Here is a 23,371-nt window from a genome sequence, read left to right as displayed (position 1 = left end):
TCCACAGATCACCATTGGGAGGTGGTGATCGCACGTCTGTTCGACTAAATTAGGCGTCATGGATCGGGGGACCCAGCACACGGCGACCGCGTTGATCGACGCGGTCCGCGAGCGAACGCAGGCTGCTCGTGTCGCGGAGGCGGCTGCGTTCGTCGCCGTGGGTGACTGGGCGGCGGCGCACACCTCCGATGCGGTGGTCGGGGATCCGATCACGGTGCTGGGCGAGTGGCACGACGAACCCCACGCCGAGACCCTCGCGGGGGATCAGTTCCTCGAGCTGGGTGGGCCGGGGGCGCCGGTGGTGGCGGAGTTCTGCATCGGTGAGGTCGCTGCCGCCCGTGTGTGTTCGTTCGATGCTGCGCGCCGGCTCGTCGGCGACGCGGTCGAGCTGCGCTACCGGCTCCCGCGCGTCCACGCCCGCATCACTGCGGGCGAGGTCGACGTGTGGCGGGGCCGGCGCATCGCCCAGGCCACCCGCACGCTCACCTTCGAGGGCGCGGGGTTCGTGGATCGGCACGTCGCGTACGTCGCGGGCAAGGCCACCGGACCCGAGGTCGACCGACTGGTAGCGGAAGCTGCGGCCCGGTTCGACCCCGAGACCACCGAGGCCGAACGGCACGCGGCCGACGGTGAGCGGTACCTGGCGATCGACCTCGACGGCCTCGCCTTCGCAGACCCGCTGACCGGCACCCTGCGCGGCACGGTAAGCGTCCATGGGACGCTCGACCTCGCCGATGCGCTCGACCTCGAACGGAGCGTCGCCCACGTCGCCCGCCAGTTGGGCGACCTGGGCTGCGACTCGAACCTCGACGTGCGACGGTCGATGGCGCTCGGCGAGATCGCGCGGCGCTGCGACGGGGTCATCACGCTGGAGTACGACGCGGGACCTCCGCCAACGCGAGCGCGGCGCGAGGTGGTCCTGTTCGTCCACCTCGACCACGCCCCGATCACCAACAGCCTGAACGGGTTCGGACCCGGGATCGACGCCTGCACCGGCATGACCGGCATCGACCTCGCCCGCCTCGACACCCCCGGACTACCGAGGGGCGCCATCACCGCCGAGCAGGTGCAGGCCTGGTGCGGCTCACAGGACACCACCATCACGGTCAAGCCCATCATCGACCTCAGCCGCGACGATGCCGTGAACGCCTACACCCCACCCGACCGGATCGCCGACCACGTCCGCGCCCGGTGGCCAAGGTGCGTCTTCCCCCACTGCGCCCGCAGCTCGCGCACCGCCGACCTCGACCACTGCGAGCGGTACGACCCCCATGGCCCACCCGGCCAGACATCGACGCGCAACCTGTTCCCGCTCTGCCGACGCCACCACCGCATGAAGACGCACCCGGAACGAAGAACCGGAAGACGGTGGGCCTACCGCCCCACCAACCCCGACGACGGAGAGCCACCGAGCGCCGTCATCTGGACCAGCCCGATGGGCCTGCGCTACCTCGTCGACCGCGATGGCACCCGACCCTGGCCACCACCCGACGACCCCGCCTGAGCGCAGACGCGCCGCCCGACCACACCACCCCTGGCCGGGCGGCGCAGCATGCCCGGCTGGGCATCGCAGCTAGCCGCGGCACGCTTCGGCGTTCCGCCTCACTGCCCGTGCGTCGAGGCGTCGGCGTAGTCGGTGTAGGTGTACGGGTTGTCGAGGATCTTCGACTCCGGTACGTCGGGGTTCATCCCCGCGCTCCACTCCTCCTCGCCGAGCGTGGCGCGCAGGTGCTCGACCGTCGCACCGACGGCCTCACGAGCGGCGCTGAGGTCGACCCCGACGAGCTCGTGCTCGTGCTTCACGACCCGGCCGTCGACGAGCACGGTGTGCACGTCGCCGCGCTGCGCCTGGAAGACGACGTGGCCGTAGGGGTTGAGCAGAGGGAACATCGCTGGCGAGCGGTCGTTCTTGACCAGGACGAGGTCGGCGCGCTTGCCGACCTCGATGCTCCCGACGACGTGGTCGAGGCCGAGGGCCTTCGCGCCGCCGATGGTGGCCCACTCGACGACGTCCCGGGCACGGAGCCCGACGTGGGTCACGGTCTCGCCGCGGGCGTGGGCCTCGTGGTGCTCACGGGTGCGGTCGGAGGACAGCGTCGAGCGCATGGCAGCGAAGGCGTCGGCGCTCCACCAGACGCTGGTGTCGACGGAGAGCGAGACGTCGATGCCGTGGCGCCGGAGGTTCCAGCTCGACGGGTAGCCCTGGCCGCAGCTGGCCTCGCTCTCGGCCGAGACCGACGCCGTGCCACCGGTCGCCGCGATCCGCTGGTAGGAGTCGTCGGACAGCGTGGCCGCGTGGACGTAGACCGTCTCGGGCGTCATGAAGCCGTGCTCGTGCATGAGGCGGATGCCGTCGTCGTTGGTGGCGCCCCAGACGCCGGCGTGGGTCGTCACCGCGGCGCCGAGGTCGCGCGCCGCCTCGAAGGCCGCCTTCTCGGGGAAGGCCGGGTCGCCGGTCACGTCGAAGGCGAGCTGGAAGCCGAGCATGTCGGTGCGCGGCATGCGGCGCTCCACGAAGCTGCGGAAGTCGGCCGACCGGGTCCACTCCCACGGCGCGGCGTGGATGTTGCCGTAGGCGAGGACGAAGCGTCCCGGCACGGCCTCGAGGGCGTCGACGGCCGCGTCCGCGTGGTCTACGGTGGAGAGCCCGTGCGACCAGTCCACCGTCGTGGTGACGCCGGCATCGAGGGCCTCGACCCCGCTCAGCAGGTTGCCGGCGAAGATGTCCTGGGGCCGGAACTTGATGCCGTGCTCCAGGTAGTTCCACACGAAGTACTGCGTGAGGGTCCAGTCCGCGCCGTACCCGCGCATCGCGGTCTGCCACATGTGCCGGTGGGTGTCGACCATCCCGGGCATGAGGATGCCGCCGGCGGCGTCGACCTCGGCGGTGCCCTCGGGGACCTCGAGGTCCGGGCCGATGGCCTCGATGGTCGTGCCGACGACGAGGACGTCGGTGCCCTCGAGCACGCGACGCCCGGTGTCCATCGTGAGCACGAGCGCGTTGCGGAACACGACCGCCGGCGCTGACGCGACGGCGGAGGTGGCTGCGGACTGGGTCATGGGGGTGCCTCTCTGGCGGAGCGTGGGACGGGTGGCGGTGGCCGACCGGACGACCGGACGACCGGACGACCGGGCTCAGGTCGTGATGTCGGGGTACGGCTGCGTGACGTGCGCGAGGCGCGCGGCGTAGTCGAGCTGCATGGCGAGCGGCTCGGGGTGGTCGCGCTCGAACATCGCGATCCAGAGCGTGAGGGTGAGGAACGGGTGGGCGCCCATCTCGAAGAGCGCCACGTGGTCGTGCGCCACGAGCGCGTCCCGCTCCGCGTCGGTGAACGACAGCCAGGTCGTGCGCTCGGCGTCGATCGCGTTGAGCAGCGTGCCGGCCATCTCGACCTCCCACCAGGCGACCGTGCCGGCAGGGTCGGTCCGGTAGCGCTCGGTGAGGTCGTGGTCGCGGTCCACCGTGTAGAGGAACTTGTTGACGAGGTACTTGCTCACGCGGTCGCTCCGATCGTGGGGACACCGCCGAGCGGCGGGTCGACCAGGTGGGGGTTCGGGTACCAGGTGAAGTAGGCCTCCATCGTGTGGAAGAGGCTCAGGTGGTCGGCGTGGTTGGCCTTCTCGTGGCCGGCGACGCCCATCATCAACATGAAGTCCATGAACCCGTGGGTGGCGTTGCCGGGGGCGTGGAGGCTGTCGAGCGTCACCTCGCGCAGGCAGCCGTCGATGTCGCCGTTGCTGATCCACTCGACGGCGCGGTAGTCGAACTCCGGGTCGGGTCCCGTCGGACCGAACTGGCGCGGCCCGCCGAGCTCGAGCGACAGGTGGCCCGAGCCGATGACCGCCACGCGCAGGTGGCTCGGCCAGGCGTCGATGATCTCGCGGATCGTGCGCCCGAGCTGCACGAAGCGCTCGGGCTTCGGCAGCGGCGGGGCGAAGATGTTGGTGTAGATCGGCACGATCGGCAGGTCCGCCTCGGGGCGCACCGTCAGGATCGGGCAGGTCACGGAGTGGTCGATGCGCAGCTCGTTGGAGAACGCCAGGTCGAAGCCGCGGTCGAGGCCCTCCCGGAGCATGTAGGCCGAGAGCTCCTCGTCGCCCTTGAGCAGGAGCTTCGGCATGCCGAACTCCCGGATCTCGTTCTCCCAGTTCGCGTCGTAGAACGGGGCCTTGCCGACGAGGAACTGCGGCATGTTGTCGAGCCAGAGCTGGTGGAAGTGGTCGGAGCCGACCATGACGAGCACGTCGGGCCGCGCCCGTGTGAGGGTCTCCCGGTAGGTCGCGATCTTGGAGATCCACTCCTCCGCGAACGGAGGCCGCTCCTCGGGGGGCAGCTGGCTGGTGCGGTAGTAGAACGGGTGATGCGTGGTGGCGAGCACCGCGACGAGGTCGGCCATCGGGGGGTCCTCCGGTTCGGACGGCAGGCGGATCGAGACGCGTTCGAGTGGGGTCTGCTGGTCAGGCAGGACGAGCAGTACGGCGGGTGGCCCGGCGGGCGCTCCCCCGCCGGCAGGCGGTCACTCGGTGCTGCCGCCGGCCTCCTCCTGCCGCGCCAGCGCCTCCGCGGGCGGCACGAAGACGGCGTGGTGCTCGACCGCGAGATAGGTGTCCATGCCGACGGGCATGCGCAGCTCCTCGGCGAGCTGGCCCAGCAGGCCTGCGGCGCGGGCGAGGAGCGCGAACCCTCGGAGGAGCTGCATCGGCAGGCCGAGGTCCGCGAGGGCGGCGCCGACGACCCCGGCCCCGTTGAGCACCAGGCGGCGGCCGATGAGCTCGGGGTGCACCCGGCCGATGGCCTCGAAGAGGGCCAGGTGCGCGCCGTACACCTGCTCCTCGGTCGCGATGCGCACGAGCGCCGGGGTGCGGGGGTCGAGCTCCTTGTGCACCGGGTGGCCGAGGCCGGGGATCGTGCGGCGCTCCGCCCGGGCCGCGCGGACGACCTCACGGGCGACGTCGTCCCAGACCGCGGCGTCCGTGGGCACGTCGTCGAGGCCCTCGATGACGGCGTGCAGGAACTGGCCCGCGTCCTCCGTGACGCCCAGGAAGCGGGAGCCGCCGCCGAGCAGGCCGGCCGCCATCGCCCCCTGGACCGAGTCGGGGGCGCTGAGGAAGGTGAGCCTCGCCGCGATGGCGGTCGGCGTGAACCCGTGGTCGGCGAGCGCGAGGAGGCAGGCGTCGAGCATCCGCACCTGTCCCGGCGTGGGCGTGCGCAGCGTGACCATGCGGTAGACGAGCTCGGTGAGGCTCACCGAGCCCATCAGGTCGGTGGCGAGGTCCTCCCCCAGCAGCGTGATGCTCGAGGTGGTGGACATCCCGAGCGAGGTCGGGAAGCGGAGGTCGTCGCTCATCGGTCCCCCTCCGCCCCGACGGGGTCCTGCCCCGCCAGCCACGCCCGCACCTCGGCGCCCTGCTGGCCGACGGTCGGCGGCGGCAGGTCGTAGCGCACGCCCGACCGCGAGAACGTGATGGGGTTCCGCACGAGCGGCACGGCGTCGGCACCCTCCCCGACCTCGACGACCGGCTCCAGCCCGAGCCCGGTGGCGAACGCGACGCCCTCGTCCACGGTGTTGATCGGTCCGGAGGCGACGCCGGCGGCCGACAGGGCCTCGAACCACTCGGCCTTCGTGCGCTTCGCCAGCAGCTCGACGAGGAGCGGACGCAGCTCCTCGCGATGGGCGGTGCGGTCCTCGTTGTGCGCGAAGCGTGGGTCCTCGACGAGCTCCGGCGCCCCCAGCACGGTGGCGAGCGCCGCGAACTGCCGGTCGTTGCCGGCGATGATGATGATGTCGCCGTCTGCCGCGGGGAGCGGCTCGTAGGGGAAGAGCGACGGGTGGGCGTTGCCCATCCGGAACGGCACGGCACCGCCCGCCACGAACGCCCCGGTCTGGTTGACCAGCCCCGAGAGGGCGGAGGACATGAGGTTGACCTCCACGTGCTGGCCGCGTCCCGAGGTCTGCCGCTCGTTGAGGGCCGCGAGCACCCCGACGAGTGCGTGCATCCCGGTCATCACGTCGAAGACGGAGATGCCGGCCCGGTACGGCTGCCCCTCGGGGTCGCCCGTGAGGCTCATGAGGCCCGACATGGCCTGGACCATGAGGTCGTACCCCGGCAGGTGCGCGCCGCCGCCCGAGCCGAAGCCGCTGATGGAGGCGTAGACGAGTCCCGCGTTCTCCGCACTGACGCTGGCGTAGTCGAGGCCGTACTTGGCGAGGCCACCCGGGCGGAAGTTCTCGACGAGCACGTCGGCACGGCGGGCGAGGTCGCGGGCGACCTCCACGTCGGCGGGGTCCTTGAGGTCGAGGGCGATGGACTTCTTGTTGCGGTTGACGCTCAGGTAGTAGGTCGAGACGTCGTCCCGGACCGGCGGCACCCAGGTGCGGGTGTCGTCGCCGGCCGGGCCCTCGACCTTGATCACCTCGGCCCCGAGGTCCGCCAGCAGCATCGTGGCGTAGGGACCCGCCAGGATCCGCGAGAAGTCGGCGACGAGCAGCCCGCTGAGCGGCCCGTCAGTGCGCGTGGTCATGAACCAGAACCCTTCGTGTCCGCCTGGCGGTCACATGTCCGCCACTGCATGTCCGTCACTGTGGTCGTCGTCACGCGCGCTGTCAAGGGCCGTACAGTGACCCGCGATGCGATCGACCAAAGGAGCGAGATGAGTCCCCGTGGCACCGGTTCGGACTTCATCGAGGCGCTCGCCCGCGGACTTGACGTGATCAAGGCCTTCGACCCGGCACGCCCCACGTTGACCATGTCGGAGGTCGCCGCCCGCACCGGCCTGGCCCGTCCCACCGCGCGCCGGATCCTGCTGACCCTCGAGGAGCTGGGTTACGTGCGCGCCGGGGAGAGCGGCTACGCGCTCACCCCGCGCGTGGTCGAGCTCGGCATGGCCTACGTCCACTCGACCGGGCTGTGGGACCTCGCCCGCCCCCACATGGAGGACCTCGTCCGCCTGACGGGCGAGTCGTCCTCGGTCGGCCAGCTGGACGGCTCCGACATCGTGTACGTCGCGCGCGTGGCCGTCCCGAAGATCATCGCGCTCGCCGTGACGATCGGCACCCGCTTCCCGGCCGCGTCCACCTCGCTCGGCAAGGTCATGCTGGCCGACCTGGAGCCCGCACAGGTGGACGAAGTGCTGGCCGAGCCCAGCCGTTCCGGGGTCACCGTGCAGCGCACTCCCGGTTCCGCGGACCTGCACCGCGAGCTCGCCGAGATCCGTGAGCGCGGATGGTGCCTCACCGACCAGGCGCTCGCTGCGGGGGTGCGCTCCGTGGCTACGGCCATCCGCGGCGCCGACGGCCGCACCCTGGCGGCGCTCAACGTCACCGTGCACGCCGCCGAGACGACGGTCGAGACCCTCGTGGAGGAGCACCTCCCCCACCTGTTGGCCACCGCCGCGGCCATCAGCGACGACATCGCGCGACGGGCCGCCATCCCCTCGGTGCAGACCACCTGAGAGACGCAGAAGGCCCCGCACCGAACGGTGCGGGGCCTTCTCGATCTGTACGCCATCAGGGACTCGAACCCCGAACCCGCTGATTAAGAGTCAGCTGCTCTGCCAATTGAGCTAATGGCGCGCGGTGAAGCGGGTGCAACATTAGCAGCGGGTGACGCCCCAGAAAAATCGAGGCTCAGATCGAGGCCAGGACCGCGTGGGCAGCGTTGTGTCCGCCGAGTCCGGAGACGGCCCCGCCGCGGCGCGCGCCGGAGCCGCAGAGGAGCACGCCGTCGTACGCCGTCTCCACTCCCCACGCCGCTGCCGGCGCGTCGAGCGCGGCCCGCGCGGGCGCCCAGGGCCACTCGAGGTCGCCGTGGAAGATGTGCCCGCCGGGCATCTGCAGGTCGGCCTCGACGTCCAGCGGGGTCTTCGCCTCGATGCACGGCTTGCCGTCGGCGTCCCGGGCCACGACGGAGGAGATCGGGTCGAGGAGCACCTCGTCGAGCGAGGCGATGGCCCGCTCGACGGCGACCTTCGCGAAACCCGGGTCGCCCGCGAAGAGGCCCGCGGGCGTGTGCAGCCCGAAGTAGGTGAGCGTGTGCGCGCCCGTGCCCGCCAGCGGGCCGAGGATCGACGGGTCCGTCAGCGAGTGGCAGTACACCTCGCCCGGCAGGCGCGTCGGCACGCGGCCGGCGACGGCGTCGGCGTGCGCCGCCTCGAGCTCGCCCGCACCCTCCGCGAGGTGCAGGGTGCCCGCGAACGCCACGGCCGGGTCCACCCCCGAGCGCAGGCGCGGCAGGCGGTCGAGCAGGAAGTTGATCTTCAGCTGCGAGCCCTGGGGCTTAACGACGCCCTCGAGGGGCTCGCCGACGAGCCCGGCCAACGTCCACGGCGCCACCCCGGACAGCACGAACCGCGCCCCGACCGTGTGCGTGCCCTCAGCGTCGACGAAGGTGACCTCGGCCCCCGACCCGCCGGTCCCCGCCTCTCCGGTGGCGGCGTGCACGCGCCGTACGTCGGCGTGCGTCAGCACCTCCGCCCCCGCCCCCACGGCGGAGGCGAGCAGCGCGTCGGTGACCGCCCCCATGCCGCCGACCGGCACGCGCCACTCCCCCGTGCCGTTGCCGATGAGGTGGTAGAGGAAGCAGCGGTTCTGCACCAACGACGGGCTGTGGAGCGACGCGAAGGTGCCGATGAGGGCGTCGGTGCCGACGACGCCGCGCACGAGGTCGTCCGCGAACCGCCGCTCGACGGCCTCGCCGAGCGGGCGCTCCACGACGTCGCGCCAGATGGTCGCAGGCACCCGGGCGGCCAGGTCGTCCACCCGCGGCAGCGGCTGGGTCAGGGTCGGCGCGACGACCCGCGCCAGCTCCTCCACCTCGCCGTAGAACTCCGTCCAGGCCTCGTACGCCGCGTCCGAGCCCGTCAGCGCCGCGAACGACGCCCGGGTGGCCGGGCCCTCCGGCCGCTCGACGAGGAGCCCGCCGTCGACGCCGTCGCGGCGGTAGGGCGAGTACGACGCGGTCGAGCGCGACACGAGACGCAGGTCGAGACCGAGATCGGTGACGACCTGGTCGGGCAGCAGGCTCACGAGGTAGGAGTAGCGGGAGAGCCGCACGGGCACGCCGGGGAACGCCTCGGCCGACACGGCGGCGCCACCCGTCCGGCCGAGCCGCTCGAGGACCGCGACCGACAGCCCGCGGCGGGCGAGGTAGGCCGCGGCCACCAGTCCGTTGTGGCCGCCGCCCACCACGACGACGTCGTAGGTGGTGCTCCCGAGACGGGTCGAACGGGTCTCCGTGCTCTCGTCCATGCCGCTCACCCTAGGACGACCCTCCCGGCCGTGCCCGGCCCTGCCCCGCCCTGCCCGGCCCCCCGGGCACCGACAGGTCGCCGTTCCCCTGCCAAGCCGCCCCGGAAGGGTGACAATGTGCGGCGACGAGGACCAGACGGCACCGACGCCTGGCCCAGCAGGGAGGACGCGTGAGCAGCACCGACGCGGCGGTCGCGGACCGCCGGGGAGCGGAGGACCCGGCCACCGGCATCCGCCTCCCGGCCCTGCTGATGCTCGTGGTGCTCGTGCTGGGCTTCACCGCGACGTACTGGGGCGAGACCTGGGTGATCGGATTCACCCAGTGGCCGGTCGGCCTCGTCACGGCGGCGGTGATCGTCGCCCCGCGCCGCTGGGCGCCGGTGCCGATCGTCCTCGGCGGACTCATCGGCTGGTGGACGATGTCGTTGTCCGAGGTGCGCCCCCTGACCGCCGTCGGGTTCGGCGTCAGCGTCGCGCTGCAGGCACTCGTCGGGTCGGTCGTGCTGCGCTGGCGCGGCCGCGGACGCCCGTGGCTGCGGAGCCAGGGCGACCTGGCCCGCTGGCTCGTCGCGGGCATCCTGGGTCCGCTGCTGGGTGTCGTCGCGCTCGCCGGGTTCGTGGCCGCCGCCGGCGTGCAGCCGCGACCCGCCCAGTCGTCGCTGGTGGTGCTCGCCACCACGTTCTCCCAGCTGCTGCTGGTGCTGCCGTTCCTGCGCTTCGAGCGGGCCACCCGCCGGGTGACCGACCCGGAGCGGTGGGCTCAGTGGGCTGCCGTGCTCGTCGCGACCACCGCGGTCTTCACGCTGCAGGACGAGGTGGCGTGGGCGTTCACGCTCGTGCCGCTCCTGGCCTGGGGGGCGCTGCGCCTGACGCTCGTCGACATGGTCGCGCAGCTCTACGTGGTGACGGTCATCGTGCTGACCTTCGCCTCCCTGGGCTTCGGCCCCTACGGCATCGCGCTCCACGAGGAGACCGCCGTGCCCGACAGCACGGTCCTCCACCTCTTCCTCATCAGCGCCGTGCTCCTCGTCGTGCCCTACACCCTGGTGGCGCAGCTGTTCCGGGAACGCTCGGCCGAGGCGCACCGCGAGCGCGAGCTCGTGGGCCGCATCATGGACTCGGCCACGCGGACGGCCATCATCGGCACCGACCGCGACGGCCGCATCACGCTCTTCAACGTGGGCGCCGAGCTGCTGCTGGGGTACGACGCGCGCGACATGCTGGGACAGACCCCGGCCGCGTTCGTCCCGCGGTCGGAGCTGCGCGCACAGGCGGAGGCCGTCGGCACGGCGCCCGAGTTCCACCGGATCGCCCGTGCCCTCACGAAGCGGTCGAGCGACCCGCGGGACTGGCGGATGCGCCGCAAGTCCGGCGAGATGCGCACCCACTCGATGACCATCACGCGCATGCACGACCAGCGCGGCGAGGTCGTCGGCTACGTCTGCACGTCCGAGGACGTGACCGCGCGGGTGCAGCGCCAGGACGCGCTGCTGGCGGCACTGCTGAGCGAGCGCGAGGCCGTCGAGCGCCTCGAGCAGGCCGACCGCATGAAGGACGCCCTCGTCTCGACCGTGAGCCACGAGCTGCGGACTCCGCTCACGAGCGTCCTCGGCTACGCCACCATGCTCGCCGACGGCGACTTCGGCGACCTCCCGCCGATGGTGGGGCAGACGCTCGACCGCATCATCAACAACGGCGAGCGCCTCCGCTCCCTCGTCGAGGACCTCCTCGTCCTCTCACGCGTCAACGCCGGCCAGCTCGACCTCGCCAGCGAGCCGCTCGACCTGCGGGAGGTGGTGCGCTCCGCGTACGACGTCGTGGCACCCCAGCTCGAGTCCCGCGACCTCGAGGTGCGCCTCACGCTGCCCGACGACGAGGCCCTCGTCGACGGCGACGCCGGCATGCTCGAGCGGGTCGTGCTCAACCTGCTCACCAACGCGCTCAAGTTCACCTACGACGGCGGCCAGGTCGACGTGTCCCTCAAGCTCGAGTCCGACGAGGTCGTGATCGAGGTGAGCGACACCGGTCTCGGTATCCCCGTGGAGGAGCAGGACCAGCTGTTCACCCAGTTCTTCCGCTCCTCGATCGCCAAGCGGGAGGCCATCCAGGGCACGGGGCTCGGGCTCTCGATCGCGCACGCGATCATCGAGCAGCACGGGGGCGTCATCGGCGCGACCTCGGAGCCCACGATCGGCTCGACGTTCCTCGTCGTGCTCCCGCGCCTGGGCGCCGGCGCGCGGCAGATGGCCTGACCCGCCCTCCGTCGGCGGGCGACGAGCCCGGAATGCCTGGAGGCCGGGAAACGACGAACGCGCGAGGCCCGAGGGCCTCGCGCGTTCCGTTGGGGTGAGTAACGGGACTCGAACCCGCGACATCCGCCACCACAAGGCGGCGCTCTACCAGCTGAGCTATACCCACCACGACCTCGTGCGCGACTCTCATCGCGACGGGCCGGGCAGAAGTGTACCGGGTCTCAGGGGGTGCTCTGACCACCCGGGTCGGATGCGGGCTCCGGAGCCCCGATCCCGGTCAGTGCACCGCCGTGACGGCGGGCGATCTCGCCGGCCTGCGCCGAGCTCGGACCGGGCGACGGGACGAAGACGGCCTCCCGGTAGTAGCGCAGCTCCTCGATGCTCTCCTGGATGTCGGCGAGCGCGCGGTGGTTGCCGCGCTTCTTCGGCGCCTGGTAGTAGGCCCGCGGGAACCAGCGGCGCGAGAGCTCCTTGATCGAGGAGACGTCGACGATGCGGTAGTGGAGGAAGCCCTCGAGCTCCACCATGTCCCGCGCGAGGAACGAGCGGTCCGTGGCGACCGTGTTGCCGGCGAGCGGGGGGCGGCTGCCGTCGGGGCAGTGGCTCCGCACGTAGGCCAGCACCTCGGCCTCCGCCTCGGCCAGGGTCATGCCCGTGTCGAGCTGCGCGAGCAGGCCCGACTTCTCGTGCATGTCGCGCACGAAGTCGCCCATCTGCGCGAGCGCCTCCGGCTCGGGCTTGATGATGAGGTCCACCCCGTCACCCAGCACGTTGAGCTCGAAGTCCGTGACCAGCGCGGCCACCTCGATCAGCGCGTCCGCGCCCAGGTCGAGGCCGGTCATCTCGCAGTCGATCCACACCAGTCGGTCCGTCACGACGTCGCAGCCTACGCCCCGGTCCGGCTCCCGCCCGCGGACCCGTCCCGCCGGTGCTGCGGGCGGGTGCGGCCGGTCGGCTCAGGATGGGTTCAGGAACCCTGCCTAACCTCGGGAGGCAGCAACGATCCCCAGCATCCCGAGAAGTGAGGCGTGGACGCATGGCCCAGGCGCCCGGCAAGCCGGACGGTCCGAAGTCGACCCGGGCGGAGGTCGCCGCCCGCGCCCAGCGCGAGGCGCAACGCAAGGAGCGCCTTCGGGAGTGGCTGATCGTGGGCGGCGTCATCGTCGCCGTCGCGGCGGTCATCATCGGCGTGCTCGTCTTCACCGGCGGTGACGACGACGGGACCGGCGAGGCCGACGCCCCGGGCACGGGTCGCAGCAGCGCCACGGACGGCGGGTCCGACGGCGGGTCCGCCGCCGCCCCCGGCAGCGGTGACAGCGTCAACCTGACGGGCGAGGTGACCTCGGACTACGGGTTCGCCTTCGGCGACCCGGGCGCCGACCACCGCGTGGTGATCTACGAGGACTTCCTCTGCCCCTTCTGCGGTGCCCTCGAGGCCGCGAGCAGCGACGAGCTGACCCGGCTGGTCGACGCCGGCGACGTCGTCGTCGAGTACCGCGTCTTCAACCTGCTGGGCCGGATCAGCGACTACTCGCTCCGCGCCGCCAACGCGATGGCGGTCGTCATGGACGCTGCCGGCCCCGATGCCGCCAAGACGTTCCACGACCTGCTCTACGACCAGCAGCCCTCCGAGAGCGGCCCGTTCCCCGACGACGACTGGCTGGTGGACCAGGCGGTCGTCGCCGGTGCCGACGAGGACGCCGTGCGCCCCGGCATCGAGGGCCTCGCCTTCGAGGACTGGGTCGAGGAGGCCGGCACCGCCGCCGCCGACAACGGCGTGCAGGGCACCCCGACCGTGCTCGTGGACGGTCAGCAGGTGGGCGGCGCCAGCATCGACGAGATCACCCAGAACATCCTGGACCAGGTCTCCTGACCTCAGGCGGGGTCGGTGACGTCGGCGACGACCGCGTCGTACGCCGCGAGCAGCGCCTCCGCCTCCACCGTCAGCCCGACGCCGTGGTCGCCGCCGCCGATCGAGATCGTGCCGGTGACCCGGCTGTCGGCGACGACGGGCCAGGGACCCCGCGGTCCCGGGGTCGCCCCGAACGGCGTGATCGTGCCGCGGGCGTAGCCCGTGGCCCGCTGCGCGTCCTCGGCCGACGGCATCGAGAGGCGTGAGACCCCGAGCAGGGCGCGGAGCCGCGGCCAGCTGATCGTGCGGTCCCCCGGCACCAGCACCAGCAGGTGGTCGTCCTCCCCGCGCCGTACCACCAGCGTCTTGACGAGCCGCTCGGGCGCGACGCCGCGCGCGGCCGCCGCCTCCTCCAGCGAGCCGACGGGCCCGTGCCGCGTCACCGCGACGGGTACGCCGAGGGCCCGCGCGGCCGCGACCGCTCGCTCCTCGCTCACGGAGAGGCCCCGTCGCCGGCCGGGCCCGCCCATCCCAGGGCGGGCGCCAGGCGTTCGGCGATGTCGGTGAGGATCTGCACGTAGTCGTCGTGCTCGAACGAGAAGGGCAGCGCGAAGACGACCTCGTCGACGGCCTGGAAGCCCGCGTGCGCCTGGAGCTGCTCGGCGATCTGCTCCGAGGTGCCGACGAGGTCGGGGGCGAAGAGCAGGCGCGCCGGCCCTTGGGGCTCCGTGGTGCGGGGCAGCCGCTCCGCGGCGTACTGCTCGTAGCGACGCCGCTGGTCGGCGGACGCGCTGTCGGTCGGCACGACCACCAGCCCCTGCGACAGGCGGGCGGTCCCGGGGTCCGGGTGGGCGGCCAGGAACGCGTCCATCTGGGCGCGCTGGGCGCGGGCGAAGTCGACGGGCTCCCCCGGCTCGCCCTCGTGCTTCACGACGCTGCTGCTCAGCAGGCCCAGGCCCTGCCGGCCGGCCCACGTGGCGGAGCGGACGGAGCCCGCGCCGTACCAGACCCGCTCCGCGAGACCGGCCGCGTGCGGCTGCACGCGCTCGGAGAACACCTCGATCCCCTGCTGCCCGCTGAACGTGCTCGCCGGCTCGCCGCGGAGGTGGCGCAGGAGCCGTTCGACCCGTGCGTAGGAGAAGTCCTCCGCGTCCGCGGTGTCGGGGTAGAGCGCGTCGCGCACGTGCTCCCACTGCATCGGCGGGCCGACGCTGATGCCCGGCTGCAGCCGACCGCCCGACAGGACGTCGACGGTCGCCAGGTCCTCGGCCATCCGCAGCGGGTTCTCCCAGCCCAGGGGCACGACCGCCGTGCCGAGGTCGATGCGGCTCGTGCGCTGGCTGGCCGCGGCCAGGAACGTGAGCGGCGAGGAGATGCCGTGCTGCAGGTGGCGGTGGCGCACGTAGGCGCTGTCGAAACCGAGCCGCTCGCCGAGCTCGATGATGCGGAGGGTCGTCTCGTGCCCCGCGCGGGGCTCGTCGGGGTCGAACAGCCCGATGGTGAGGAAGCCGAGACGGCGCAGCGGTCGTGTCATCGCAGGGTCGGCCAGGCTCAGCGGACGGCGTCGAGGGCCGCGTACTCCTCGTCGCTGAGCTCGATGCCCGCCGCCGCGACGTTGGTCTCGAGGTGCGCCACGGTCTTGGTGCCGGGGATGGGCAGCACGACGGGCGAGCGGCGCAGCAGCCAGGCGAGCGCCAGCTGCGACGGCTCGGCGCCGTGGTCGCGGGACGCCTGGGCCAGCGGGCCGTCCGCCCCGGCGAGCTCGCCGGTCGCCAGCGGGAACCACGGGATGAAGCCGATGCCCTCGGCGTCGCAGTAGTCGAGCAGCGGCTCCGCGTCGCGCTTCACCAGGTTGAAGAGGTTCTGCACCGTCGCGATCTCGGCCACCTCCCGCGCCTCCTGCAGCTGGGCCAGGGAGACCTCCGAGAGCCCGATGTGGCGCACCTTGCCCTCCTCCTGCAGCTTCTTCAGCTCGCCCACCTGGTCCTCGAGCGGGAAGGCGGGGTCGACGCGGTGCAGCTGGAAGAGGTCGATGGCCTCGACGCCGAGACGGCGGAGGCTCAGCTCGGCCTGCTGACGCAGGTACGCCGGGTGGCCGACCGGGACCCACTGGGCCGGACCGGTGCGCACCAGGCCGGCCTTGGTGGCGATGACGAGGTCGTCGGCGTAGGGCCGCAGCGCCTCGGCGATGAGCTCCTCGGAGACGGTCGGGCCGTAGGAGTCGGCGGTGTCGATGAAGGTCACGCCCAGCTCGACGGCCCGGCGCAGCACGGCGATCGCGCCCTCGCGGTCGTCGGGCCAGCCCCAGACCCCCTCGCCGGTGATCTGCATCGCGCCGTATCCCAGGCGGACGACGGGGAGCTCGCCCCCGATGCGGAAGTGGCCGGATGCTGCTGCGGAGACGTGGTCGCTCATGATCTCCAGCCTCCCACCGGGGTCAACCCGCGGCCGGTCCCGACGACTGCTCCGTCTCCACCACCCGCTGCTCGGCGAGGTCGGCCAGGACGCCGGCGGTCGTGGCGTGCACGTCGAGCCCCTCGGGCTCCCCGAAGCGCTCCACCAGCCCGGCCGTGACGACGGTGGCGGCGACCCAGCCCTCGTCGGCGACCCAGCCCTCGTCGGCGGTCCGCTCGGCGTCGAGGATCTCGAGCACCGCCGTGGCGAGCGCCGACAGCACCACCACGGTGGCGCCCACCATGACGGCGGACTCCTCCCCCTCGACGTACCAGTCCGCCACCGGCGCCCGGCGCACCCGCAGCCCGCTCACGCCAGCCACTCCTCGAGGAGGGGGGCGAGGCTCGCGGACTCGCGGTAGCGCACCCGCCGCAGCCCTCCGCCCTGCTCGATCGTGGCGGCCAGGGCGTGGAGCGGGCGCTCGACCCGGGTGAGGTACGACGTCTGTCCTGCCAGCGTCGCCAGTGCCTGCACCGTCGGCTCGGACGTCACCTCGGGCACCTCCGGGCCGTCGGGGGACCGCTCGAGGAGGACGACCGCCCCGAGACGGGGGTCGGCCGGCACCGGGGCGAGGCCGCAGGCGGCGGGCGACAGCTGGTCCTTCACCGGCTCCCCGGGCACCGGGATCACCGACAGCGGCTTGGGGTAGGGCACCAGCCGGCCGGACGCGTCGATGCCGGCCGTCTCGTCGGTGAGGTAGCCGAACGTGGTGCCCAGCGTGCGCGCGAGCGTCGTCTTGCCCGTGCCCGACGGCGCCACGAGCACCGCCGTGCGTCCCGTCGTCGGGTGGGCCAGGGCGCAGGCGTGGAGCATCATCAGCGAGCCCGCCCGAGACTCGATGAGCCGCAGCGTCACCGCGGGCGAGAGCTGGTGCATCACGTCGGCGAGCGTCGTGCCGGCCACCGCACCCGCCGCGATCGCGGCGTGGCGGTCGGCGGGATCGGCGTCCGGCGCGTCGAGCACGACGTCGAGGGTGCCGCCGTCGACCGCCTCGGGGACGGGGGCGAGGCAGCGCTCCCAGGCCGCGCGGACGGTGTCGACCAGCGTGGCGCGCTCGGTCCCGCGCAGCCGCAGCGTCACCACCGCGCCGAGCCCGTGGACGGGCACGAGCGTCCCCTCGTCCGGCTCCCGGCCCTCCCGGCTCATGGCACCATCACCCCGTGCGCATCGACGACACGACCACGCTCACCCGCAACCCGTCGGCCCTCGGCACCAGCACCGGGGACACGATGGTGCTGCTCGACGAGCGGGGCGAGTACCTCGAGCTCAACCCCGTCGGCGTGTCCGTCTGGGAGAGCCTCGAGCGGCCGATGACCCTGGGCGCGCTGGTGCTGCTCCTCGCCACCGAGTACGGCGCGGCCGCCGCCCAGGTGCGCGGCGACGTGCTGCCCTTCCTCGGCGAGCTGGCCGAGCGCGGGCTGGTCCTGCTGACCTGAGGCGCGCCGGGACGCGGCCCTCACGCCTCCCCTGCCCCGGCCGCCTGACGCTCCTCCACGAGCACGGCGACGAGCGGGGCGAGCACGTCGACCGCGGCGGCGATCTGGTCGGCCGCCTCGCGGTGGCGCGCCGCGTCCCGCCCCATGGGGTCCGGCACGTCGAGGTCGTTGCGGGAGACGGCCCCGCGGCGGGCCGACAGGGCGCGCATCGCGCGCCGCACGTCGGGCAGCACCTGCACGTGCTGCGCCTCCTCCTCGACGACGAGCGCGAGCTCCTTGAGGGTGAAGGTGCGGTGCAGCACCGCGGGGGTGATGCCGACGACCTGCTTGCGCACCTCGGTGGTGGCCGTGAGCACGAGGTCGGAGGTCCGGAGCATCTCGTCGGTGACCGCGCGGGCGACGAACCCCTCGGCCGACCCGCCGAGGCGGACGAGCTCGGCGGCGGCGTCCGGCTCCATGGCCCGACCCTCCAGCGCTCCCGTGCCGGCGCTCGTCACCTCGACGAGGCCGGCAGCCACCTCGTCGGCCAGCGCGAGGCGGAGGAGACGTTCTCCAAGAGGCGAACGACAGACGTTGCCGACGCATACGATGAGGATCCTCACGGGCTCAGGCTCCCACGAGACCGCGGGGTCACGGAGCCGAAAGCCGCATTCCGTGAGGCGCGAGACCCTCCCGATGGAAGGACCCCATGTCCCTCAGCGACTACCTGCGAGCGCTGCGCAACCACTGGCTCGGCGCCGGGGTCATCGTCGTCGCGTGCCTCGTGCTGGCGTTGGCCTACTCGCTGAGCCAGCCGTCGGTCTACGCGGCCAACGCGACCGGTCTCGTCACCTCGGCCAACCCCGATCCGTCCATCGCGGGGCAGTCGGTCGCCGACTCGCTGGCGAAGTCGCAGGCGAAGTCCTTCGTCGAGGTCGCCGGCAGCCGCCCCGTCGCGGAGCGCGCCATCACGACCCTCGGCCTCGACTCCTCGCCCCAGGCGCTCATCGGACGCATCTCGGTCGAGCAGCCCGTCGACACGTCCCTCATCCGCATCACGGCGCAGGCCGGTGACCCCCAGGCCGCCCGTGACCTCGCGGACGCCTGGGTCCAGGCACTGGCCGACGAGATCGACGAGATCCAGAACCCGGACGACGTCGCCGGCAACACGGGCCTCGTCGTGCGTCCCGTCGAGGGTGCAGCCCTGCCGAACCGGCCGATCTCCCCCGTGCCGGCGCGCGACGGCGGCATCGGCCTCGTCCTGGGTCTCCTCCTCGGCGTCGCGTACGCCGCGGTGCGGTCCCAGCTCGACCGTCGCCTCCGCACGGCGCAGGAGATCGAGAAGAAGTTCGGCGTGGCCGTCATCGGCGCCATCCCGGCCACCAGGGCCCTGGAGCACGAGCGGGGCGAGCCGGCCGACCTGGCCGTCACGGAGACGGAGCAGAACGCGGCCTTCATCGCGGGCGAGGCCTTCCGCAAGCTGCGCACCAACCTGTCCTACATGGACATCGACAACCCGCCACGGATCATCGTCGTGACGAGCTCGCGGCAGTCGGACGGCAAGTCGACGGTGTCGACCAACCTCGCCGCCGCGATCGCGACGTCGGGCCAGCCGGTCATCCTCGTGGACGCCGACCTCCGTCGCCCCGTGGTCGCGCCCACGCTCGGGCTCGTCGAGGGCGCGGGCCTCACCGACGTGCTCATCGGGCGGGCCGAGCTCGACGACGTGCTGCAGGACCACCCCGCCGTGCCCGGTTTCCAGGTGCTCGCCGCCGGTGGCGTGCCGCCCAACCCCAGCGAGATGCTGGGCTCGCAGTCGATGCGCAACTTGCTCAAGCAGATGGCAGAGTCGGCGCTCGTCGTCCTCGACGCCCCGCCGCTGCTGCCCGTGACCGACGCCGCCGTGCTGTCGACCGTGGCGGACGGCGCGATCGTCGTCGTCTCCTACGGCAGCACCGTCGACACCGAGCTGGAGACGTCGCTGGGCAACCTCACCGCGGTGCGCGGTCGCGTGCTGGGCGTGGTGTTCAACCGGGTGCCGCGGCGCAACGCGGCGGGCGGCTACTACTACGGCGGCTACTACCGCGAGGAGGCCGTCGCGGCCGACGGCAAGGACGGCACGAAGGTCCGCACCCGGAAGGCGCGGGAGTCCCGGCCCGACGGCAAGGCGAGCCGGTGGTGGCGCCGACGGTGACGGTGGCGCCGCCGGGGCAGGACCCTCAGCGGTTTCAGAGGTAGAGGCCCGTGGCCGAGTCGCCGAGCCGGCCCGCGGCCACCGCGTGGACGTCGCGCTCGCGCAGCACGACGTAGGTGTCGCCGTGCACCTCGACCTCGGCCCGGTCGTCCGGGTCGAAGAGCACCCGGTCCTCGACCTCGACCGAGCGCACCTGCGGACCGACGCCGACGACGCGGGACCAGGCGAGGCGCTTCGCCCCCATGGCCGCGGTCGCCGGGATCACGATGCCGCCCGAGGAGCGCCGCTCCCCCGCCTCGCGGTCGAGCTCGACGAGGAGGCGGTCGTGGAGCATGCGGATCGGAGTGCCGTCGCCGGCACCGCCGGCGGAGGTCACTTGACGAGCTTGCGGACGACCACGATCACGGCGACCACGCCCGCGACGCCGCCGACGACCTTGAGGATGTTGTCGGTACGGGGCGCGCCGCTGGCCTCGTCGACGAAGTAGCCCTTGACGGCGTTCGCCTCCTTGCGGGCGATCGTCTTCGGGTTCGTGCGGTGCAGCAGCTCGTCGATGGTCGAGGCGAGACGCTCCCGCGTCTGCTCGATCTCGCCCTCGAGGGAGTTGAGGTCGTTGCTCACGTACGCACCACTTTCGACAGGCTCAGGTCAACACTTCGGCGGTCGGGCTGAACGTTACCAACGCGCGCCTGGGCGCCCCGCCGTGCGGGGATCGAACCCGAACGGCAGCTCGAGACGGTGGGCGGCCATGGTCGCCTCGTCGGTGAGCACGTCGTACGTCGCGGCGTCGGCCACGACGACCCCGTCGGAGAGCACGACCGAGCGCGGGCAGAGCTGCAGCGCGTAGGGCAGGTCGTGGGTGACCATCAGCATCGAGACGTCGAGACCGAGCAGGATCTCGGCGAGCTCCCGCCGCGACGCGGGGTCGAGGTTGGACGACGGCTCGTCGAGCACGAGGAGCTCGGGCTCCATCACGAGCACCGTCGCGATGGCGACCCGACGGCGCTGGCCGAAGGACAGGTGGTGGGGCGGGCGATCGGCGTACGCGGCCATCCCCACCTGCTCGAGGGCCGCCTCGACGCGCCGGTCGAGCTCGGGGCCGCGCACCCCGGCGTTGCGGGGGCCGAAGGCGACGTCCTCCCGCACCGTGCCCATGAACAGCTGGTCGTCCGGGTCCTGGAAGACCACCCCGACCCGGCGGCGCACCTCCGCGAGCGTGCGGCGGCCGACGGCCAGACCGGCCACCTCCACGGTCCCCGCGCCCGGGCTGAGGATGCCGTTGAGGTGGAGCACCAGGGTCGTCTTGCCGGCGCCGTTGGGACCGAGCAGGGCGACCCGCTCGCCGCGGTCGAGGCGCAGGTCGACACCGAACAGCGCCTGGTGCCCGTCGGGGTAGGCGAACGCGACCCCCTCGAGGGCGAGGACGGGGTCCGCGCTCACGGCGCCACCTCCCGCGCGGGCCGGGCGCCGACGTACCCGCGGGAGAGCATCGCGAGGTGCACGCGCTCGCCCCGTTCGTAGGACCGCACGAAGAGCGCGCCGAGGGCCCGGCCGAGCGCCGGCCAGTGGCGCGGCGAGCGCGGCTCGCAGCCGCGGGAGCGCAGGGCGACGAGCATGCGGCTCCACTCCCCCGTGACGACCTCCGCGTAGCGCAGCATGAAGCCCATGATCTCCAGCAGGAGGGCGGGGACGCGCAGGCGCGCGAGCCCCGCGAGGAGCTCCCGCGCGCTCGTCGTCGCCGCGAGGGTGAGCGCGGCCGCGACGCCGATCGTGCCGGTGGCCAGCAGGTGACCGGCCTCGGCGAGGCCCGGGGCCGACACCTCGAGCCCGAGCACGGGGAGCGTGGTGCGGGGGCCGTGCGCGACGAGCGGCACCAGGAGCGCGAAGACCACGAACGGGACCTCGACCACCATCCGGCGTGCCACGAAGAGCACCGGCACCCGCGCGAGCAGCACGGTGACGACGACGAGGGCCGCGGCCGCGGCGTACGCCTCCGGGGCCCAGCCCGCGTCCCGCGGGATGGCCACCACGAGGAGCATGAGGACGAGCAGGCCCAGCACCTTGAGGTGGGCCGGTGTGCGGTGCACCCGGCTGTCACCGGGGTGGTGGAGCGTCAGCCCCCCGCCCGGCCGACCGTGTCCCGCTCCCACCGCGTCAGTCCTGCGCGGAGCCGCGGCGGCGTACGACGAGGGCGAGGCCACCCGCCAGCACGAGGACGACCACGACGCCGACGACGCCAGCGATCGCGCCGCTGAGCCAGGCGTGGTCGACGCCCGCCGTGCCGTAGTCGGCGAACGGGCTCCCCGACGTCGCGGAGTCGCGGGCGGTGTCGCCGAAGCCGGTCGTGGCCGCCACGTGCTCGAGGCCGTCGGGGTGGGCCGACGCCAGGTAGCTGAGGCCGCCCGCGACGAGCAGCGTCACCACGAGGACGGCGGTGAAGAAGCGGCCGCGGGAGAGGCGGGGACGGGCGGAGCGCTGGGCCTCCGTCGGGCTGTCCGCCGCGGTGTTCGTCGGGGTGCTCATCGCGCCACCTCCGCACCGGCCGGTGCTCCGGAGCGCCGGATCTCGAGCGTGGACGCCGCGAGGAGCGGACGGGCGCCGTGGACGAGGTCGGGCCGCGTCGCGACGACGGCGCTGACGACGAGCGCGGTCACCGCGGCCTCGCCGAGCCCGATCACGGTGTGCCAGCCGAGCATCGCGACGGCGACGTCGCCGATGCCGACCGAGGCCTGGCCGCCGACGGCGAAGAGGAGCGTGAAGACGGCGGCCGCGGCGGGCACGCTGGCGAAGGCGCCGACCGCCGCGGCGGGCACGACCATCGCCGGGCGTCGCGGCAGGACCGCGCGCACGGCGACGAAGACGAGGTAGCCGACCCCCACGCCGACGATGCCCATGAGGGTGACGTTGGTGCCGAGGGCCGTGATGCCGCCGTCCGCCATGAGGAGCGCCTGGACGAGGAGGACGGTGCTGAGGCAGAGCACGGCCGACCACGGTCCGACGAGCACCGCGGCCAGCGCACCTCCGAGGAGGTGGCCGCTCGTGCCGGCCCCGACGGGGAAGTTCACCATCTGCGCGGCGAAGACGAACGCCGCCACCAGCCCGACCATGGGCGCGGTGCGGTCGTCCAGCTCGCGGCGCGCGCCGCGGAGCGCGAGACCGACGCCCGCGGCGGCGACCACGCCGGTCGCGATCGACGTCGGTGCGTCGAGAAACCCGTCAGGCACGTGCATGCCTGCCTCCTCTAGGTTGGGGCCAACCAGTGCGTCCGGACCCCCGTGCCGGGCTGCCCACGAAGAGTACGTTGTTGCAGATCCATTGCAATAGCCGTCCGACCAGAGAGGTGCCTGCCCGATGAGCCAGTCCCCGGCCCCCGCAGAGCGGCTCGCCCCCGGCGACGCCGCCCCCGACTTCACGCTGACCTCCGACTCCGGCGACGAGGTCACGCTGTCCGGCCTCCGCGGGCGCAAGGTGATCGTGTACTTCTACCCGGCCGCCATGACCCCCGGCTGCACGACGCAGGCCTGCGACTTCCGCGACTCGCTCGACGCGCTCAAGGCCGAGGGCTACGAGGTGCTCGGCATCTCCCCCGACCAGCCCGAGAAGCTCGCGAAGTTCCGCGAGCGCGACGGCATCACCTTCCCGCTGCTCGCCGACCCGTCGAAGGAGACGCTCGCCGCCTGGGGCGCGTTCGGCGAGAAGAAGAACTACGGCAAGATCGTCCAGGGCGTCATCCGCTCGACCGTCGTGGTCGACGAGGAGGGCAAGGTCGCGCACGCGGCGTACAACGTGCGCGCCAAGGGCCACGTCGCCAAGCTGCGCCGCGACCTCGGTCTCGACTGAGGCACGGCGCCGCGCCGGAGTGGTGGAACGGCAGACACGCAGGTTTTAGGTACCTGTGCCCCAGGGCGTGCGGGTTCGAGTCCCGCCTCCGGCACCCTGTTCGTCCCGTCGGGCGC

At 73.1% G+C, this 23,371-nt stretch carries 26 protein-coding genes and 3 tRNA genes; 8 read left to right on the top strand and 21 right to left on the bottom strand.

Translation table 11 applies throughout. The features are described from left to right. Nucleotides 1–58 precede the first annotated feature (58 nt). Nucleotides 59–1,504 carry a DUF222 domain-containing protein gene (locus tag PIR53_01215; protein WZH52633.1) on the top strand — a complete coding sequence of 482 codons (1,446 nt, stop codon included), beginning with the start codon at nucleotides 59–61 and terminating at the stop codon, nucleotides 1,502–1,504. A gap of 98 nt (nucleotides 1,505–1,602) precedes the next feature. Here the strand turns inward: PIR53_01215 and PIR53_01210 are convergent, their stop codons facing one another. The 5 genes from PIR53_01210 to PIR53_01190 all read right to left on the bottom strand — a co-directional run bounded on the left by PIR53_01210 (nucleotide 1,603) and on the right by PIR53_01190 (nucleotide 6,523). Next, complete coding sequence (locus PIR53_01210; GenBank protein WZH52632.1) at nucleotides 1,603–3,060, bottom strand: amidohydrolase family protein; 1,458 nt, start codon at nucleotides 3,058–3,060, stop codon at nucleotides 1,603–1,605. 75 nt (nucleotides 3,061–3,135) lie between these two features. Then, nucleotides 3,136–3,498 (bottom strand): hypothetical protein, encoded by a 363-nt coding sequence (locus PIR53_01205; GenBank protein ID WZH52631.1) that lies wholly within the window; start codon nucleotides 3,496–3,498, stop codon nucleotides 3,136–3,138. Beyond that, nucleotides 3,495–4,397 carry a hypothetical protein gene (locus PIR53_01200; GenBank protein ID WZH52630.1) on the bottom strand — a complete coding sequence of 301 codons (903 nt, stop codon included), beginning with the start codon at nucleotides 4,395–4,397 and terminating at the stop codon, nucleotides 3,495–3,497. Before PIR53_01200 ends, PIR53_01205 begins: the two co-directional genes overlap by 4 nt. Before the next feature lie 120 nt (nucleotides 4,398–4,517). Beyond that, on the bottom strand, nucleotides 4,518–5,348 hold the full coding sequence (locus PIR53_01195; protein ID WZH52629.1) for a citryl-CoA lyase: 831 nt from the start codon (nucleotides 5,346–5,348) through the stop codon (nucleotides 4,518–4,520). Next, entirely contained in the window at nucleotides 5,345–6,523 is a 1,179-nt protein-coding gene (locus tag PIR53_01190) for a CoA transferase (GenBank protein ID WZH52628.1), read from the bottom strand. The genes PIR53_01195 and PIR53_01190 overlap by 4 nt, the downstream gene beginning before the upstream one ends. Before the next feature lie 129 nt (nucleotides 6,524–6,652). Between PIR53_01190 and PIR53_01185 the strand changes: the two genes are divergently transcribed. Further along, on the top strand, nucleotides 6,653–7,453 hold the full coding sequence (locus PIR53_01185; GenBank protein WZH52627.1) for an IclR family transcriptional regulator C-terminal domain-containing protein: 801 nt from the start codon (nucleotides 6,653–6,655) through the stop codon (nucleotides 7,451–7,453). A gap of 48 nt (nucleotides 7,454–7,501) precedes the next feature. Here the strand turns inward: PIR53_01185 and PIR53_01180 are convergent. After that, nucleotides 7,502–7,574: transfer RNA gene (locus tag PIR53_01180), tRNA-Lys, on the bottom strand. A 54-nt stretch (nucleotides 7,575–7,628) separates the two neighbouring features. Further along, a complete protein-coding gene (locus PIR53_01175; GenBank protein ID WZH52626.1) occupies nucleotides 7,629–9,248 on the bottom strand; it encodes an NAD(P)/FAD-dependent oxidoreductase in 1,620 nt (539 codons plus the stop codon). Between the two features lie 170 nt (nucleotides 9,249–9,418). Between PIR53_01175 and PIR53_01170 the strand changes: the two genes are divergently transcribed. Beyond that, nucleotides 9,419–11,500 carry an ATP-binding protein gene (locus PIR53_01170; protein ID WZH52625.1) on the top strand — a complete coding sequence of 694 codons (2,082 nt, stop codon included), beginning with the start codon at nucleotides 9,419–9,421 and terminating at the stop codon, nucleotides 11,498–11,500. Between the two features lie 90 nt (nucleotides 11,501–11,590). Here the strand turns inward: PIR53_01170 and PIR53_01165 are convergent. Together PIR53_01165 and orn are read right to left on the bottom strand one after the other, a co-directional pair. Next, nucleotides 11,591–11,666 (bottom strand) — tRNA-His (locus PIR53_01165). Nucleotides 11,667–11,721: 55 nt separating this feature from the next. Further along, nucleotides 11,722–12,375, bottom strand: coding sequence for an oligoribonuclease (orn, locus tag PIR53_01160; protein ID WZH52624.1), 654 nt, complete (start codon nucleotides 12,373–12,375; stop codon nucleotides 11,722–11,724). A gap of 161 nt (nucleotides 12,376–12,536) precedes the next feature. On the opposite strand from orn, the gene PIR53_01155 reads away from it, so the two are divergent. Then, nucleotides 12,537–13,373 (top strand): thioredoxin domain-containing protein, encoded by an 837-nt coding sequence (locus PIR53_01155; GenBank protein WZH52623.1) that lies wholly within the window; start codon nucleotides 12,537–12,539, stop codon nucleotides 13,371–13,373. Between the two features lie 2 nt (nucleotides 13,374–13,375). On the opposite strand, the gene PIR53_01150 is transcribed toward PIR53_01155, so the two are convergent. Genes PIR53_01150 through PIR53_01130 form a run of 5 tightly spaced genes read right to left on the bottom strand, consistent with a single transcriptional unit; the run spans nucleotide 13,376 to nucleotide 16,952 of the window. Further along, entirely contained in the window at nucleotides 13,376–13,849 is a 474-nt protein-coding gene (locus tag PIR53_01150; GenBank protein ID WZH52622.1) for a YbaK/EbsC family protein, read from the bottom strand. Next, complete coding sequence (locus PIR53_01145) at nucleotides 13,846–14,886, bottom strand: LLM class flavin-dependent oxidoreductase (GenBank protein ID WZH52621.1); 1,041 nt, start codon at nucleotides 14,884–14,886, stop codon at nucleotides 13,846–13,848. Before PIR53_01145 ends, PIR53_01150 begins: the two co-directional genes overlap by 4 nt. A 17-nt stretch (nucleotides 14,887–14,903) precedes the next feature. Next, the gene (locus PIR53_01140) at nucleotides 14,904–15,767 is read right to left on the bottom strand and encodes an aldo/keto reductase (GenBank protein WZH52620.1); all 864 of its coding nucleotides are present in this window, start codon (nucleotides 15,765–15,767) and stop codon (nucleotides 14,904–14,906) included. Between the two features lie 22 nt (nucleotides 15,768–15,789). Next, the gene (locus PIR53_01135) at nucleotides 15,790–16,119 is read right to left on the bottom strand and encodes a hypothetical protein (GenBank protein WZH52619.1); all 330 of its coding nucleotides are present in this window, start codon (nucleotides 16,117–16,119) and stop codon (nucleotides 15,790–15,792) included. Further along, nucleotides 16,116–16,952 carry a hypothetical protein gene (locus PIR53_01130; GenBank protein ID WZH52618.1) on the bottom strand — a complete coding sequence of 279 codons (837 nt, stop codon included), beginning with the start codon at nucleotides 16,950–16,952 and terminating at the stop codon, nucleotides 16,116–16,118. The genes PIR53_01135 and PIR53_01130 overlap by 4 nt, the downstream gene beginning before the upstream one ends. Nucleotides 16,953–16,966: 14 nt before the next feature. Between PIR53_01130 and PIR53_01125 the strand changes: the two genes are divergently transcribed. Then, nucleotides 16,967–17,242 (top strand): PqqD family protein, encoded by a 276-nt coding sequence (locus PIR53_01125; GenBank protein ID WZH52617.1) that lies wholly within the window; start codon nucleotides 16,967–16,969, stop codon nucleotides 17,240–17,242. 20 nt (nucleotides 17,243–17,262) lie between these two features. Here the strand turns inward: PIR53_01125 and PIR53_01120 are convergent, their stop codons facing one another. Further along, the gene (locus tag PIR53_01120) at nucleotides 17,263–17,844 is read right to left on the bottom strand and encodes a hypothetical protein (GenBank protein ID WZH52616.1); all 582 of its coding nucleotides are present in this window, start codon (nucleotides 17,842–17,844) and stop codon (nucleotides 17,263–17,265) included. 86 nt (nucleotides 17,845–17,930) lie between these two features. Between PIR53_01120 and PIR53_01115 the strand changes: the two genes are divergently transcribed. Further along, on the top strand, nucleotides 17,931–19,415 hold the full coding sequence (locus tag PIR53_01115) for a polysaccharide biosynthesis tyrosine autokinase (GenBank protein ID WZH52615.1): 1,485 nt from the start codon (nucleotides 17,931–17,933) through the stop codon (nucleotides 19,413–19,415). Between the two features lie 34 nt (nucleotides 19,416–19,449). On the opposite strand, the gene PIR53_01110 is transcribed toward PIR53_01115, so the two are convergent. From PIR53_01110 to PIR53_01085, 6 genes are read right to left on the bottom strand one after another with little or no spacing between them, the layout of a single operon-like run. Then, nucleotides 19,450–19,749: a co-chaperone GroES gene (locus PIR53_01110; GenBank protein WZH54379.1), complete on the bottom strand. Its 300-nt coding sequence runs from the start codon at nucleotides 19,747–19,749 to the stop codon at nucleotides 19,450–19,452. 38 nt (nucleotides 19,750–19,787) lie between these two features. Next, the gene (locus PIR53_01105) at nucleotides 19,788–20,036 is read right to left on the bottom strand and encodes a DUF3618 domain-containing protein (protein WZH52614.1); all 249 of its coding nucleotides are present in this window, start codon (nucleotides 20,034–20,036) and stop codon (nucleotides 19,788–19,790) included. Between the two features lie 54 nt (nucleotides 20,037–20,090). After that, nucleotides 20,091–20,855, bottom strand: coding sequence for an ABC transporter ATP-binding protein (locus PIR53_01100; protein WZH52613.1), 765 nt, complete (start codon nucleotides 20,853–20,855; stop codon nucleotides 20,091–20,093). Beyond that, the gene (cbiQ, locus tag PIR53_01095) at nucleotides 20,852–21,565 is read right to left on the bottom strand and encodes a cobalt ECF transporter T component CbiQ (protein ID WZH52612.1); all 714 of its coding nucleotides are present in this window, start codon (nucleotides 21,563–21,565) and stop codon (nucleotides 20,852–20,854) included. The genes PIR53_01100 and cbiQ overlap by 4 nt, the downstream gene beginning before the upstream one ends. A 4-nt stretch (nucleotides 21,566–21,569) precedes the next feature. Next, complete coding sequence (locus tag PIR53_01090; protein WZH52611.1) at nucleotides 21,570–21,938, bottom strand: PDGLE domain-containing protein; 369 nt, start codon at nucleotides 21,936–21,938, stop codon at nucleotides 21,570–21,572. Further along, on the bottom strand, nucleotides 21,935–22,645 hold the full coding sequence (locus PIR53_01085; protein WZH52610.1) for an energy-coupling factor ABC transporter permease: 711 nt from the start codon (nucleotides 22,643–22,645) through the stop codon (nucleotides 21,935–21,937). Before PIR53_01085 ends, PIR53_01090 begins: the two co-directional genes overlap by 4 nt. Nucleotides 22,646–22,766: 121 nt before the next feature. Here PIR53_01085 and bcp point away from each other — a divergent pair, with 121 nt between their 5' ends. Together bcp and PIR53_01075 are read left to right on the top strand one after the other, a co-directional pair. Beyond that, nucleotides 22,767–23,255: a thioredoxin-dependent thiol peroxidase gene (bcp, locus tag PIR53_01080; GenBank protein WZH52609.1), complete on the top strand. Its 489-nt coding sequence runs from the start codon at nucleotides 22,767–22,769 to the stop codon at nucleotides 23,253–23,255. A 13-nt stretch (nucleotides 23,256–23,268) separates the two neighbouring features. Then, a tRNA-Leu gene (locus PIR53_01075) sits at nucleotides 23,269–23,349 on the top strand. Nucleotides 23,350–23,371 lie beyond the last annotated feature (22 nt).

Origin of the sequence: Nocardioides alkalitolerans (genome assembly GCA_038184435.1) — a bacterium.
GTDB classification, from domain to species: domain Bacteria; phylum Actinomycetota; class Actinomycetes; order Propionibacteriales; family Nocardioidaceae; genus Nocardioides; species Nocardioides alkalitolerans_A.
This window is presented reverse-complemented; position numbering and strand designations above follow the sequence as displayed.